The organism is Lactobacillus sp. ESL0680 (assembly GCF_029392855.1).
Classification (GTDB): Bacteria; Bacillota; Bacilli; order Lactobacillales; family Lactobacillaceae; genus Lactobacillus.
This window is the reverse complement of the sequence record NZ_CP113945.1, coordinates 817,882-832,333: the sequence shown is the minus strand read 5'-3', so window position 1 is coordinate 832,333 and position 14,452 is coordinate 817,882. Positions and strand designations below refer to the sequence as shown.

The 14,452-nt window shown below is 37.9% G+C and carries 11 protein-coding genes; 6 read left to right on the top strand and 5 right to left on the bottom strand.

The features are described 5' to 3' along the window. Positions 1 to 63: 63 nt before the first annotated feature. From OZX58_RS04090 to OZX58_RS04075, 4 genes are all read left to right on the top strand, one after another. A complete protein-coding gene (locus tag OZX58_RS04090) occupies positions 64 to 477 on the top strand; it encodes a MarR family winged helix-turn-helix transcriptional regulator (RefSeq protein ID WP_277141662.1) in 414 nt (137 codons plus the stop codon). Positions 478 to 550: 73 nt separating this feature from the next. After that, positions 551 to 1,429, top strand: coding sequence for a DegV family protein (locus tag OZX58_RS04085; RefSeq protein WP_277129656.1), 879 nt, complete (start codon positions 551 to 553; stop codon positions 1,427 to 1,429). Between the two features lie 49 nt (positions 1,430 to 1,478). Then, positions 1,479 to 2,102, top strand: a complete 624-nt coding sequence (locus tag OZX58_RS04080; RefSeq protein WP_277141660.1) for an NUDIX hydrolase — start codon at positions 1,479 to 1,481, stop codon at positions 2,100 to 2,102. A 155-nt stretch (positions 2,103 to 2,257) separates the two neighbouring features. After that, positions 2,258 to 4,228, top strand: coding sequence for a S9 family peptidase (locus tag OZX58_RS04075; RefSeq protein WP_277141659.1), 1,971 nt, complete (start codon positions 2,258 to 2,260; stop codon positions 4,226 to 4,228). 64 nt (positions 4,229 to 4,292) lie between these two features. Here the strand turns inward: OZX58_RS04075 and xerS are convergent, their stop codons facing one another. Further along, a complete protein-coding gene (gene xerS / locus OZX58_RS04070; protein ID WP_277129659.1) occupies positions 4,293 to 5,360 on the bottom strand; it encodes a tyrosine recombinase XerS in 1,068 nt (355 codons plus the stop codon). 1,363 nt (positions 5,361 to 6,723) lie between these two features. On the opposite strand from xerS, the gene OZX58_RS04065 reads away from it, so the two are divergent. Next, entirely contained in the window at positions 6,724 to 7,083 is a 360-nt protein-coding gene (locus OZX58_RS04065; RefSeq protein WP_122018189.1) for a helix-turn-helix transcriptional regulator, read from the top strand. A 71-nt stretch (positions 7,084 to 7,154) separates the two neighbouring features. On the opposite strand, the gene OZX58_RS04060 is transcribed toward OZX58_RS04065, so the two are convergent. The 4 genes from OZX58_RS04060 to parE form a co-directional block, all read right to left on the bottom strand. Further along, on the bottom strand, positions 7,155 to 8,084 hold the full coding sequence (locus OZX58_RS04060; RefSeq protein ID WP_277141657.1) for a manganese-dependent inorganic pyrophosphatase: 930 nt from the start codon (positions 8,082 to 8,084) through the stop codon (positions 7,155 to 7,157). 60 nt (positions 8,085 to 8,144) lie between these two features. Continuing rightward, on the bottom strand, positions 8,145 to 9,080 hold the full coding sequence (locus tag OZX58_RS04055) for a LysR family transcriptional regulator (protein WP_277141655.1): 936 nt from the start codon (positions 9,078 to 9,080) through the stop codon (positions 8,145 to 8,147). Between the two features lie 150 nt (positions 9,081 to 9,230). Beyond that, entirely contained in the window at positions 9,231 to 11,687 is a 2,457-nt protein-coding gene (gene parC, locus OZX58_RS04050) for a DNA topoisomerase IV subunit A (RefSeq protein ID WP_277141653.1), read from the bottom strand. 15 nt (positions 11,688 to 11,702) lie between these two features. Next, complete coding sequence (parE, locus tag OZX58_RS04045) at positions 11,703 to 13,661, bottom strand: DNA topoisomerase IV subunit B (protein ID WP_277141651.1); 1,959 nt, start codon at positions 13,659 to 13,661, stop codon at positions 11,703 to 11,705. A gap of 97 nt (positions 13,662 to 13,758) precedes the next feature. Here parE and plsY point away from each other — a divergent pair, with 97 nt between their 5' ends. Next, positions 13,759 to 14,394 carry a glycerol-3-phosphate 1-O-acyltransferase PlsY gene (plsY, locus tag OZX58_RS04040; protein WP_277141649.1) on the top strand — a complete coding sequence of 212 codons (636 nt, stop codon included), beginning with the start codon at positions 13,759 to 13,761 and terminating at the stop codon, positions 14,392 to 14,394. Positions 14,395 to 14,452 lie beyond the last annotated feature (58 nt).

The following is a 14,452-nucleotide window of genomic DNA, read 5'->3' as shown; positions in this document are numbered from 1 at the left end:
TAAAAATTATAGTATGAAAAATAATTTTATCTTTTAGTTATTCAGAGGAAAAGGGTTAGTTGAATGGATATTTTATCTTTTAGCACGATTGCCGCGCAAATAAAAAATGAAATCAGTCGTACATGTGGGTTAAACTTATCGCAAACTAGGATTTTACTATATTTTGATAAAAATGGTAATCAGCCATTAAAAATGGGGAGTTTAGCAAATAAGCTAAATATTTCTTTATCAACTTTAAGTAGGCAATTGCAGCAGAAAAAGACGTTAACATTAGTAAAAATCATTCGTTCAGAGAGTGATTCTAGTAAGTCAGTTGTTTTAAATGATGCTGGCGTTCGTAAAGCAGATGAATTAAAGGCTACTTTAAAGCAGATTGAACAAATGCTCTTTGAAGACCTATCACAAGGTGAAATCAGCCAGTTGAATGCTATCATTAACCAGCTATTAACTAAGTTAGAAACTGCAAAGTCTCTCTAGGTAGTAGAATGACCGCCTATTTTTATGCTATAATTTCTCTGTATCACATATTAATAAGCGAAAGGTTAATTAGATGAAAATTGCATTAGTTACCGATAGTACTAGCGTTATAACTAAACAAGAAGCTGAAGACAATAATATTATTGTTGTACCAATTCCAGTTATTATTGGTAATCAGGAATACTTAGAGGGCATTGATATTACTTCCGACAAGCTTTTTGAGCTGCAGAGAGAGGGCGCAGATTTTCCTAAGACCTCACAGCCAAGTATGGGTGACATGATTACACTTTTTGACAAGCTGCATGATGAGGGATACGAGGCAATTATTGCAATCACACTTTCTAGTGGTATTTCTGGTTTTTATCAGACTTTATGTAATATTGCTCAAAATCATCCAGCATACAATCTTCATCCTGTTGACACTAAGATGACTGTGCGTTTGCAAGGCAATTTAGTATTGGCTGCTGCTAAGATGATTAAAAACGGTTTAGATTTAACAACAATCCTTGACCATTTAGATAAGATTAGAGCAACAATTGATGAAGTTTTTGTTGTTAATGACCTTAAGAATCTAAGTCGCGGCGGTCGGTTAAGTAACGCTGGTGCATTTATCGGCTCAATGCTCAATATCAAGCCACTGTTAACTTTCAAAGACGGTGACATTGTTGCATTTGACAAAATTCGGTCAATGAAACGTGCTTTTACCAAAATGGAAAATTTGACGGTTGAAAAAATTAGTCAATTGCCATACAAAGATAAAATCAAGTTATTTATCATTGATTCAAACGATGAAAGTCAAGTTAAGGAAGCCAATGAATTCTTGCTAAAAGAATTTCCAGACAAGACAATTTCAATCACCAAATTTAGTCCCGGAATTGCGACACACTTAGGTGAAAAATCACTTGCCATTGGCTGGATGATTGATATTGACAAAATTGATTTAACAAAATAAAAAGCAGCTGCTATAGCTGCTTTTTCTGTAGTATTCAAAGGAAAAAGTTATGGATAAAAAAGATCAGTTTACTAATTGGGCAATTGAATTACAAAGTTTAGCACAAAATGGGTTAGAATATGGTCATGATAAATTCGACCGGGAACGCTATGAACGAATTAGAGCTATCGCAACCGAAATGATGGCTGCTAAAACCGGCTTGCCATTAAAGCAGGTCAAATCATTGTTTAGTAGTGATGACGGCTACCAAACCCCTAAATTAGGGACACGGGCCGCAATTTTTAAGGACGATCAAATCTTGCTGGTCAGAGAAACTATCGACGGCGCTTGGTCAATGCCAGGCGGCTGGTGTGAACCCAATATGTCTGTTACCCAAAATTGTATTAAGGAAGCCAAAGAGGAATCAGGACGTGATGTCGAAGCTGAACGCGTGATTACAATTTGCGACCATAACCATACAATTCGCGGTGAACGAGCAATTAATGTCGTTAATGTGTTCTTCTTGTGTCGTGAAATTGGCGGGGAGTTTGTTAAAAATACTGAAACAAGCGACTGCCGCTATTTTAGCCTTGAAAACTTGCCTGAGTTATCAATTGAGCGCAATAGTGAAGCCGAAATCAAGACATGTTTTGATGCATATCATGATCCTAACTGGCAGACAACTTTTGAATAAAACTTCAAATACTCGATTGGCGGGAAATTACTGTCAATCGGGTATTTTTATTAGTTAGAAAAAGGATTGACAAAAAAGGTCAGAATAGTAAGATTAATTAAATTAATAAATAATGAAATAATATTTAATATAATTAATCAAAGGAGTACAGATCTATGACGAAAAACATCGCACCAGAAGACCTTTATCAGTTAAGATCAGTTTCGCAAGTACGATTTTACGATGATAAAATATTTTTTACTGAAAATTTCATTAAAAAAGACAGCAACAGTTATTTGGCCAATTTGGTTAGTCTCGATCAAGATAAAAACTATCGCGTTTGGAGTCAGGGAGGGCTAAATAGTAGTCCGCGAGTATTGGGCGATTTTCTCTATTATCTTCATCAAGAAGACAGCGAAAAGCCGCAACTTTACAGGATGCCAATTGATGGCGGTAGTGCACAGCCGTTCTTGTTAACTGATAGTGATGACGTTTCCGTTCAAGAATTAGTTGTTTCAGATGACACGCAAGCTTTGTATGTGAAGACTAAGAAAACTAAAGAAAAACCTAAATTCAAAACGGAAAAATTCCCAGAAGTTAGACACGTAACCAAGCTAAATGGGCGATTAGATGGTTATGGCTGGTTTGAAAATGATGCCGAATTTTCACTGATTAAGGTAGATAAACTAACGCAAGAAGCAACAGTTTTATTTACAACTAAGGACGATTTTGAATTAGCAGCAGCCAAAGCAGGGACTATTGCTTATATCAGGGGGCGCCAGCCTGAACTTGATACCGATATTGATTACACCAAGGCAGTGTATCTTTATAACGAAAAGATGGGTACTACCGAATTAATTACTAGTAAAGTTGCTCAAGGGAGTTTTTCTGCCGCGGCATTTTCACCGGACGGGACAACTTTAGCATTGGTCGGCAATGATAACAGTTATCCAGGGCAAACCGTTAACGATCTGTGGCTGTATTCTTTAGCAACTAAACAATTGACTAATTTAACTCAGCAGTTGCCCGACGTTGATGTAGGATACGAAGCAGCTCTAACTGCAGACTTTACCCAAAATTTATGCAGCAACAGTGTAGTTTGGTTAGATAATGAACAGTATGCTTTTACTGCTTTACATCACGGTCACAGTCAATTGTACCTAGGTAATCGGGATACTGTGCAATTAATTCGTGATGAAGCTGAAGATATTACTGACTTTTGTGCAGCTGGTCCTCAGCAATTACTTCTGACAATTTCAAAACAGGCATTGCCAAGTGAATTATTACTTTTTGACCTTGAAACTAAAACCACAAGCCAGTTGTATAATCCTAATCATGACTTCGAACAAACTCATAGTTATCTTAAGGCGCAAAAATTCACTTATCTGTCCAAAGACAAAACACAAGAACTGGAAGGCTGGTACTTGCCTGCAGCAAACCAGCCTAAACAGTCTCCAGTATTGTTGTATGTTCACGGTGGTCCACATGCAGCTTATGGTGAAACCTTTTTCCATGAATTTCAAGTTTTAGCTAGTTGGGGCTACGGAATAGTTTACGTTAACCCGCGTGGCTCAACCACGTACGGTCAAAAATTCTGTAATGATGTTGACGGCCATTATGGCGAAAACGACTTTTCTGACGTCTTAGCTGGTCTAGATTATGCCTTGGAACATTTCCCTGAATTAGATAAGAACCATCAATACATCGCTGGTGGTTCTTACGGCGGCTTCATGACAACTTGGGCTGTAGGGCACACCAAACGGTTTAAAGCAGCGGTTGCCCAGCGCTGTGTTAGTGATTGGATCAGCATGAATGGCACCTCAGATATCGGTTATTGGTTCGACCGTCAAGAACTGCAGGCAGACTTATTCAGCGACGACGAAGCCCTTGAAAAATATTGGCGAATGTCTCCGTTAGCTTATGCCAAAAACGTAACAACGCCGATTAGATTACTCCATGGTGAATGGGATATGCGTTGTCCAATTTCACAAAGTGAGGAGTTCTTTACTGCCGTTAAACTGGCAGGGGCAGAGACCGACATGATTCGCTACCCGCAATCATTCCACGGCGTGTCACGTAATGGCTTGCCGTCTCTTAGAATCCACAGAATGTATGATATTAAAGAATGGTTTGATAAACATCAATAAAAAATATCGCAGTTTTATATCAAAAGCCCAGTTATTGTCAAATAACTGGGCTTTTTGTCTATTTCTATTTATTTTCGGTTTCAGAAATTTCGTTTAATGCGTCACGCTGTTTCTTTTGATCGACATGCGTATACAAATCAGTCGCTGAGGTGCCTTTTTGTCCAAGCTGCTGTGCTACAAGCACCTGGTCTTTAGTCACGCCATAGAGCTCAGAAGCAAGCGTATGACGCAATTTATGTGGCGTTAACGGGTGACCGAAGCTAGCAGAATACTTGTTGACCATTTTTTCAATTGCGTTAGTGGTCATTCTTTTTGTTTGCTGGTGCCACCGCGTTAAGAAAAATGCCGTTTCTTTCTTAGTAGCAGAATAACGTTCACGTCTAACTTTTTGATATTCAGTGATATAGTCTAAAGTCCATTCGGCAATTGGAACACTATCACGCTGGCCACCTTTACGAGTTACATCAAGTGTAGCTTTTTTAAGGTTTAAATCTGCTAAATTAACGCCGGCACATTCAGAAACTCTAATTCCTGTACCTAAAATCAAGGCAATAATTGCCATATCACGTTCTTTATTGATTTTGAAGGCTGGCAATGCCTGCTTATTGCAGTGCTGCTCGTACTCATTTTCAATAAAATCAAGAAACTGATATTTTAATTTACCAATGTACATGTGCGACTCAAGAATATGAGCTCGGTAATTCAGCGTTTTAGTATTATTAAGCGAGTCGATTTTAAGCATGACATTGCGTTCAAAGTAGGGCTGACCATCATTATTGTCAGCTGTAATCGTTAAAAACTTGAATAGAGAGCGTAGGGCATTAATTGACCGATTAATCGTTGTCGGTGAGTTCAAATGTCCCTGTTGATTTTTCACGTGCCCCAAATAGTTAATGTACAGCATAATGTCATTGCGCCGTAAATTAGCCAGCGTGTCAACGCTAATCTGACTATTATCTGGTGCAGATGAAATTCCTTCTTGACGCAGCCAGTCAAAAAAGCGCCGAATTTCGGTTAAATATTGGTATGTTGTCGTTAAAGAATGGGTAGTGCCGAAATTATACTCTTTAACAAAATCCGGCATGCCCTTAAGTTCGGTTTCAATTAAGTCTAAATACTTTTTAGTTTCCACAAATCTGTTCTCCTTAAAAGGTTGATTACATTTAATAATTATAAAGCAAAACTAGAATGTATGTTCGTTTTTTGATTATGCAAGTATTATAAACGAGCAGAGGAGGGAGACTAGCAGGCTTGAAGAGTCACAAAAATCAATATTCTAAGGCTATAAACTCTTATTCTTGCTAATGAAATAAGTTTTGCAGCAAATAGATTTTGTCAAAAATACGTTCAATATTTACAGTTAATTTTCTATAAATTTCAAAAATTGTATTTCATAAAATTCGTCTACAAGTCATTAAATAAATTCAATTAATCAAACTAATTTAGCTAAAAACACTGTCATGTAGCCATTTATACCTATCATTAAAATTATAGTTTTAATGATAGCATACGAAAATTATTAAGTAAACCCAGCTTAACCAAACACCAAACTCGATCAAGTACTCCTCTCATGAATATGTCGCTTCAATCAGCAACCAAACATCAATCTTCAAATTGCCAATCTCTTACAATTAATTATTGTTATTAGCCTTTAAACTCTTAATAATAATCCAAACTAGGTAATTAAGTTTGACAGTTATCGGGCAAAACCAGTTAATTTGACCGTAGAATTACAATCTCAGCAATAAATAATAATGATTACTGCTCACAAAATTAATTTTGCTGCCGCTTATTAACTAAATAATCTTATTAGTAACAATTTGTCATACTACTAGCAATTAACAGCGACTCTTCCAAATTATAGTGATTTTTCAATATTACTTTACATAATATATATTATACGAAGTTATTACTTACGTAATTCTACCAATTACTCTTTTATATTCTCCTTCCCAAGTTCTTTCCTCTTAATTTTTTCTTGCACCACATAACAACACTAAAAAAGGATTTGCACTAAACAACTTCATAAAATAATTGCTGCCGAAAGAAAAATTCGGCTACTAAAAATTAATAAATATTCACTTAAATCAAGTAATTATTTAATTTATCTATCTATTTAATAAAAATTATCTTTAAAAATTTAAATTTAAAGCACTTACTTGACTAAATTTAAATATATAACATTTAATAATTAACTATCCTTTAATCTTGCTATCCTACACTCCCATATAACAAGCCATTTACCCATTTAAGATAATATTTGCCACTTTTTGCCTTTTTTATTTTAAGTTGACTTTTTCTAGGTGCATTTTTATTTGAATTTTCAGCAAAATGTCCTACAATACTATCTGGGGTTTTTAAAAGTGAGTTTTAAGTTTTACATTTATTAGTTAAACTTAAAGCTTACACTTATTAATTTTATTGTTTTATTTTGTAATATATTTATTTTATAATATATAGGATAGAGTTTATTTTTTGAAAGGGTTGTTTATTCCATGAGTATAAATTTAGGAAAAGAAATATGCCGTCGTCGACGTGAACAGAAGCTGACACAGGAGGATCTCGCTGAATTAAGTGATTTGTCAGTTAACTTTATCTCACGTCTTGAACGTACTAAGAACCAAAACATTAGTATTCAAAAGCTTGACTCAATTGCCAGAGCTTTGAACACAACTACACCGGACATTATCATGAACGCTTACCGCTTTAAGGAAGTTAAAGCGGAAAATCATCAAGATAATACTCCAGTATTCATCAAGAAGGTTCTTAACGAATTAAGAAAAATGGCTCCTGAAAAGGCTGAACGCGTATGCAAGTCTTTCATCATTTTAGCCAAAGAAATTAACAAAGATTAATTTTTAAACTTAAATATCAAAAAAGACGAAGTAGGATTAATTCCCTACTTCGTCTTTTTTGATATTTAAGTTTAATTAAAAGCTTCAGTCAATGGTGGGACAACTTGCTTCTTACGCGAAACAACTCCTGGTAAACTGATTTCTGAATCGGTAACCTTACCAAATGCCTTTTCAAATGCTGCTTGAGCCTCATCTGAGCCCACTACAAGAGCTTTTGAATCGGAATCAAGAACATTAGTAATCAAGAGCATAAACATGTCATAGCCGTTAGCAGCTGATGCTTCTTGCATTGTCTTTAAGAAGGCATCTTTACGTTCCATTGCTTCTGGCAAGTCAACAACATTAATTTGTGCAACACGGACGTTTTTGCCGTTAAGAGCAAAACTCTTAGCATCCAAATCAATTAAGTCTTCTTCTGACTTAGCAGCGATGTTTGTACCAGCTTTTAACTCTTCAAGACCATAAGTCTGGTAGTCAACATCAGCAATCTTAGCCAAAGCTTCGACAGCTTCTTTGTCATCATCTGTAGTCGTTGGTGACTTGAGCAGCAAAGTGTCAGAAATGATTGCGGAAAGCATAATTCCGGCAATGTTTTGCGGAATTTCAACACCAAAGTGCTTGTACAACTTCCACATAATTGTACTTGTACAACCAACAGGTTCTGCTAAGTAAAACAGTGGTGAACTAGTGTCAAAGTTCATAATCCGGTGGTGGTCAACAACGTGAGTTACTGTTACCTGGTCGATATCAGAAACACTCTGTTGCGGCTCATTATGGTCAACAAGCATTACCTTATCAACTTCATTAGCAGCGGTTTTAATTACCCGTGGTGCTTCAAAGCCAAACTTCTTTAAAGCATAGGCAGTTTCATCGTTAGGTTCACCCAATGCTACAGCTTCGGTGTTAAAGCCCAACTTGTTTTGTAAGTATGCGTAAGCTATCGCAGTCCCAATCGCATCAGTATCAGGATTTTGGTGGCCAAAAACTAACTCTTTTTCCATTAATCTTCCTCTTTCTTCTTTTATAAAATAATCGTTCTATTCTATTTTAGCTAATAGACGTTATTTATCCAAGAAATTTTTAAATTCGGTCAAAATATTATTGATCCGCGGAACATCTTTTTTGCCTTTACGATAAACTAACGACACAGCAAATGGTTTAACTTCTTTTAAGTGAACTGGCGTCAATGTAATCTCATCTTTATGAGCTTGATAATATGCATCACTGACAAACGTATCGTAATCAGTCTCTTGTGCTGTCTTAACTAACTGCTCAGTTGCTGAAAAACTAATTGGAACAGTCAGGCAGTCTTTGACGTTGGTCTTAGCGCCAAGCTTTTTCTTCATTAATTGTGTTAAGTAGAAATCATCTGGATAAGCAACCCATTCGCGATGAGCAAAGCGAGAAATTGGGTATGACTGCCCTGCCTCAACTGTATCTTTATGAGTTAACACCGTCAATTGATCTTCATAAATCGTGCAGTGTTCATATTGGTGTTGTAATTCAGCCTGACTCTTCTTGGTACTGTCAGGTAAGAACATAACTGCAATATCAATTAAGTTATTGTCCAAGTTATACCACAAATTCTTGCGGTCATAATACGTCACATTAAGCGTAACATCAGGATTCTTTTGGTTAAAAGCAACCAAGAACTGCCGCAAAACTTCAGAGTTAATGCTATCTAAGATACCGATTGAGACTTGACCCTTGTCAGCTTGAGTAAACTCTTGGATACCGCTGACAACTGAGTTAATTGTGTTCAATAACTTAATTGCCCCAGTCTGCAGTTCCTTACCAGCTTCAGTTAAATAAAGCTTTTTACCCATTTGACCAAACAAGGGTGTACCAATTGCATGTTCAATTTTTTTAATCTGTTGCGTCAACGCCGGCTGTGTAATTCCCAATATTTGCGCAGCCTGCGTGTAATTCATCGTATCAATTAATTGTAAAAAATAATGTAAGGACTTAGTTGAAAGTATTGTATCTGTTTTAGGCATGTAATAATTTCCTCTATCATAGCAAGAATATATTTATATTTACATGCTATTATCAAATAAAATTACGCTCATGTCAAAGTATAATTCAAAAACTTTTAACCCAACTATAAACATATTTTATTAAAAATCTGCTTATAAATTGTAAGCCTTTTAATTATTATTAGATAAAGGTTGACCCAGCAGTAAACTGACAGGCTCGCCATCACTGATTGTATCAATTACAAACGAACCATTTGAATAACGGTCGCCCACTGGATATTCATTAGTTTGTAATGTTACTTTTCTTTTACTGCTAGTAATAATACTTAAAGTGTGATTTTGCCCATAAGATACCAGTGCAGAAATTCTGTGTGGCTTTGTCTTTAATTCACGTAAGACAAGTACTCCACGCTTAGCCCGTGATACCTTGTTAATTAGTTCTGCCTTGAATTGCTTAAAAGCTCCACGCTGTGTAATCAATCCAACTTTAATTAAGCCCAGGTATTCAGGCTCAATTAAAATGTAAGACACGATAAAGTCATCATCTTTCAAATTAACTGATTTAACCCCAATGGCCTTGGCGCCAGATGTCGGTACTTCACTTACATCATAACGAACGGCATAAGCATCACGCGTGAACAAAATGATTTCTGCTTTTGTATCCGGCTGAACAACATCAACGCGAACCACTTGGCTTTCTGTTGACTTCATTTTCATGGCAGTCATTGCCCTAGAGCGATATGTTCTCGTTGGCTGTAAATTAGCCAGCTCTAGTTGCTTAATATAACCATCATTGGTAGCCAGCAAGAAGTTGACTTCTTTATCTAACTTATCAAACGCAAAAACCCGAATTACTTGTTCATCACTTGGTAAGCCGATTTCCTGAGACAAGTGCTGCCCTGTTTCTTTCCATTTGGCCTCAACTAATTCATGGACTGGGCGGTAAATGACATTACCACGGTTGGTAAACAAGTACAGACTAGCTAATGTTGAGATTGTCTTCTCAAAAACAACATCATCGCCATCTGGTAAGCCGTTTTCGGCATCGTCACTTGATTGCCATGAGCGTAATGACGAGCGCTTCAAATAGCCGTCACGACTGATTAAAACGCGAACTTGTTCATCAGTCACTAATGCTTGTTCATCAATTTGAATTTTGGCAGTGGCAGTAGAAATTTCTGTTCGCCGCGGATTGCCAAATTCACGCTTAACAGCTGATAATTCACGAATAATTTCTTTGTCCAAAACCTTGGGATCAGACAACAATTGTTGATACTGGTCGACCTTTTCGTTTAAGTCCGTCTGTTCTGCAACTAATGCATCAACATCGGTGTTAGTCATACGATACAGTTGCAGGGAAACAATCGCTTCTGCCTGTCTTGAGGTAAAGTCAAAATTAGCAGTCAAGTTCTTCTTAGCGTCAGTTTTATTCTTCGATCCACGAATAACCTTAATCACTTGATCTAAGATATCCATTGCGTGGATTAATCCTTGAATGATTTCTAAACGATTTTGTGCCTTATTCAAGTCAAACTTAGTTCGCTTGATGACAACATCTTTTTCGTGGTCAAGATAAGAAGCCAAAATATGCTTCAATCCCACTTGAACTGGTGTCATATTATCAATTGCAACCATGTTGAAGTTATAAGAAACTTGCAGTTCAGTATTCTTGAATAGATAATTCAAAATATTTTGCGCGTCAGCATCCTTTTTAAGTTCAACAACGATTGATAATCCGTGACGGTCAGTTTCATCACGAACTTCTGCAATCCCGTCAATCTCCTTATTAAGGCGGATTTCATCCATTTTCTTAACCATTAAGGCCTTATTGACAGCAAATGGAATTTCGGTAATCACAATTTCTTGGCGGTGGCCACGGATTTCTTGAATTGAAGTCTTAGCCCGAACCTGGATCCGGCCGCGACCAGTTTCATAAGCTTCACGCAGTCCCTTTTGCCCCATGACAATTGCCCCTGTAGGAAAATCTGGGCCTTGAACATACTTCATCAGGTCGTCAAGCGTAGCATCTGGATGTTTCAATAAATATATCGTGGCATCAATCACTTCAGACAAGTTGTGTGGCGGAATATCAGTCGCATAACCTGAAGAAATTCCTGTTGAACCATTAACCAGTAAATTAGGAAATCTAGCTGGCAAAACTGTCGGTTCATATTCCGTGTCATCGAAGTTCAGCACCATATTGACGGTTTCTTTATCAATATCCTGGAGCAGCATGTTGGAAATCTTATTCAGTCGTGATTCCGTATAACGCATAGCTGCGGGACCATCGCCATCCATTGAACCATTGTTACCGTGCATTTCAACTAGCGGCTCGCGCATTTTCCAGTCTTGTGATAAGTGAACTAGCGCCCCATAAATCGAACTGTCGCCATGTGGGTGAAAGTTACCCATGATATTTCCTACAGCCTTGGCTGCTTTTTTAAACGGCTTGTCGTAAGTGTTATTATCCTGATACATTGCGTAAAGGATTCTTCTTTGCACTGGCTTTAAGCCATCACGAATATCCGGTAGAGCCCGTTCTTGAATGATGTATTTGGAATATCGTCCAAATCGTTCACCCATGACCTGCTCAAGCGGCATTTCACGAATTCGTTCTTGTATCGCCATTAATTAAAAACCTCTTTACTCATTTTCTTCTTCTAAGATTGACGCGTTCTCGCCCATTCTAAATTTAACGTTCTGTTCAATCCATTTCCGTCTAGCAGCAACCTTGTCACCCATCAGTGTCGTAACGCGGCGTTCAGCCAGGGCAGCATCATCTATCTTCACCCGAATTAATATTCTGGATTCTGGATTCATGGTTGTCTGCCATAACTGTTCGGCATTCATTTCACCCAGACCCTTAAATCTTTGCAGCATATAGCCCCGACCCATATTCTTTTCGTCAGTTGCTAATTCTTCATCGGTCCAGGAATACTTAACTTGTGCCTTTTTTCCGCGGCCCTTTTGCAGGCGATAAAGCGGCGGCAAGGCAATATAAACCTTGCCTTGCTCAATCATTGGCCGCATGTACCGGTAGAAAAACGTCAGCAGCAAAATTTGAATGTGCGCACCATCGTCATCGGCATCCGTCATGATAATTACTTTGTCATAATTAGAATCTTCTGCCTTAAATTCGGCACCAACTCCAGCACCAATGGTATAAATCATGGTGTTGATTTCTTCATTTTTGAAGATATCTTGTAATTTAGCCTTTTGGGTATTTAGAACTTTACCCCGCAGCGGCAAAATTGCTTGAAACTTTCGGTCTCGGCCTTGCTTAGCAGAACCACCGGCAGAATCACCCTCAACCAAGAATAATTCATTCTTTTTAGGATTACGCGATTGCGCTGGCGTTAACTTCCCAGACAAAACTTCTTTCTTGCGGCGCTTTTTGCCATTACGGCTTTCATTACGTGCCTTTTTGGCTGCTTCACGAGCATCCCTCGCCCGTTGCGCCTTCTTAACCAAGTCCTGGGCTAACTCCCCATTTTCCATTAAGTAATATGACATCTTCTCGTAAACGAGTGTATCAACCACTGAACGTGCCTGCGGTGTGCCCAATTTACCCTTAGTTTGACCTTCAAACTCAAGCAATTCTTCCGGAATCTTTACTGAAAGAACGGCACTAAGACCTTCACGATAGTCAGACCCATCAATATTTTTATCTTTTTTACCCAGCAGACCCTGCTTTTTGGCATAATCGTTAAACGCCCGCGTAAAACCACTTCGTGCACCCACTTCATGAGTACCACCATCAGCGGTGCGAACATTATTAACAAACGAAACTAGGTTTTCTGAATAGCTGTCACTATATTGACCACTAAACTCAACTTCCATCCCGTCTTGCTTGCCTTCAAAATAAAAAACATCATTCAGAGTGTCTTTACCTTCATTCAGATAAGACACAAAAGACTTAATCCCGTCATCGTACTTAAAATCATCATGATGTTCCGGCTCACGTTCGTCAGTCAAAACAAACCGAACACCCTTTAACAAGAATGCCGACTCACGAATACGTTCCTGAATCGTTTCATACTTATACTTAACCGTTGAAAAAATAGTTTCATCAGGCTTAAACGTAATTGTTGTTCCAGTTTTTTCCTTAGTCTTACCCAGTGACTTCAAAGTTCCTACTGGATGACCGCCGTCAGCAAACTCTTCTTCATAAGCTTTACCGTCACGGACAACCCTAACTTTTAGATAACTGGATAAAGCATTAACAACAGAAGAACCAACACCGTGAAGACCACCTGATGTCTTATAATTTTGTTCAGTAAACTTACCACCGGCATGCAAAACAGTCAGGATAACCTCAATCGTCGGCTTTCCTGACTTATGCATCCCTGTTGGCATTCCTCGACCAAAATCGCGCACAGTCACGCTATTATCCTGATGAATTGTCACATCAATTTCTTTACCATAGCCAGCCATTGCCTCATCAACTGAGTTATCGACAATTTCGTAAACCAATTGATTTAGACCATGGATGTCAGTTGACCCGATATACATCCCCGGCCGTTTTCTGACTGCTTCTAAACCGTGAAGAATCTGAATTGACGAGTCATCGTAAGAACTTGTTTTTTTATTTGTTTTAACCAAATAAACTCCTCCAGTTATTAAATCATTTAAAAATTCACCGCCAACTTGGATAATTTTTGCTAAAATAGCTTTAATACACTAAGAGAGCAGGATTTAAATGATAAATTTGAAATTATTACTGGTATTTATTCTAGCATACTTAATAGGATCCTTCCCGACGGGGGTAATTGTCGGCAAATTATTCTTCCATGAGGACATCCGTAAATACGGGTCGGGAAATATCGGTACCACCAACTCATTTCGAGTGTTTGGACCGGTTGCGGGCAGCTTCGTACTAGTTGTCGATGTTCTCAAGGGAACACTTGCAACCTGTCTGCCACGCATCTTTCATTTACCGTACCCTAAGTATGTTTTACTAATTTGCGGTGGGTTAGCCGTTTTAGGCCATACCTTCTCGATCTTCCTTAAATTTAAGGGCGGAAAGGCAGTAGCCACCAGCGCCGGTGTCTTCTTAGGCTACAATCTCCAATTCTTTGGTGTTTGTGCGGCAATCTTTTTACCGCTTGTCTTTATCACATCGTACGTTAGCTTATCAAGCCTAATCGCAATTACAGCAATATTTATCGCGTCATTTTTCTTTCACGATATTTTCTTAACCATTATTGCGGGCGTGATGCTCATTATTCTTTTTACAAGACATCGCGATAACATTAAGCGCCTTGAGCACCACAGTGAGAATATCATCCCGTTCGGTTTGCTTTATTGGTATAAAAAGCGGCACCACAAATTATAAACTAGAAATAAATACAGCCAGTTAAACCTTAGTTTACTGGCTTTTATATTATAGCTAT

Excerpts from the sequence above, each read along its gene's own strand:
- OZX58_RS04055 (WP_277141655.1), bottom strand. The coding sequence starts at position 9,080 with ATGCCTAAAACAGATACAATACTTTCAACTAAGTCCTTACATTATTTT.
- OZX58_RS04090 (WP_277141662.1), top strand. The coding sequence starts at position 64 with ATGGATATTTTATCTTTTAGCACGATTGCCGCGCAAATAAAAAATGAA.
- plsY (WP_277141649.1), top strand. The coding sequence starts at position 13,759 with ATGATAAATTTGAAATTATTACTGGTATTTATTCTAGCATACTTAATA.
- OZX58_RS04085 (WP_277129656.1), top strand. The coding sequence starts at position 551 with ATGAAAATTGCATTAGTTACCGATAGTACTAGCGTTATAACTAAACAA.
- parC (WP_277141653.1), bottom strand. The coding sequence starts at position 11,687 with ATGGCGATACAAGAACGAATTCGTGAAATGCCGCTTGAGCAGGTCATG.
- OZX58_RS04075 (WP_277141659.1), top strand. The coding sequence starts at position 2,258 with ATGACGAAAAACATCGCACCAGAAGACCTTTATCAGTTAAGATCAGTT.
- OZX58_RS04065 (WP_122018189.1), top strand. The coding sequence starts at position 6,724 with ATGAGTATAAATTTAGGAAAAGAAATATGCCGTCGTCGACGTGAACAG.
- OZX58_RS04060 (WP_277141657.1), bottom strand. The coding sequence starts at position 8,084 with ATGGAAAAAGAGTTAGTTTTTGGCCACCAAAATCCTGATACTGATGCG.
- OZX58_RS04080 (WP_277141660.1), top strand. The coding sequence starts at position 1,479 with ATGGATAAAAAAGATCAGTTTACTAATTGGGCAATTGAATTACAAAGT.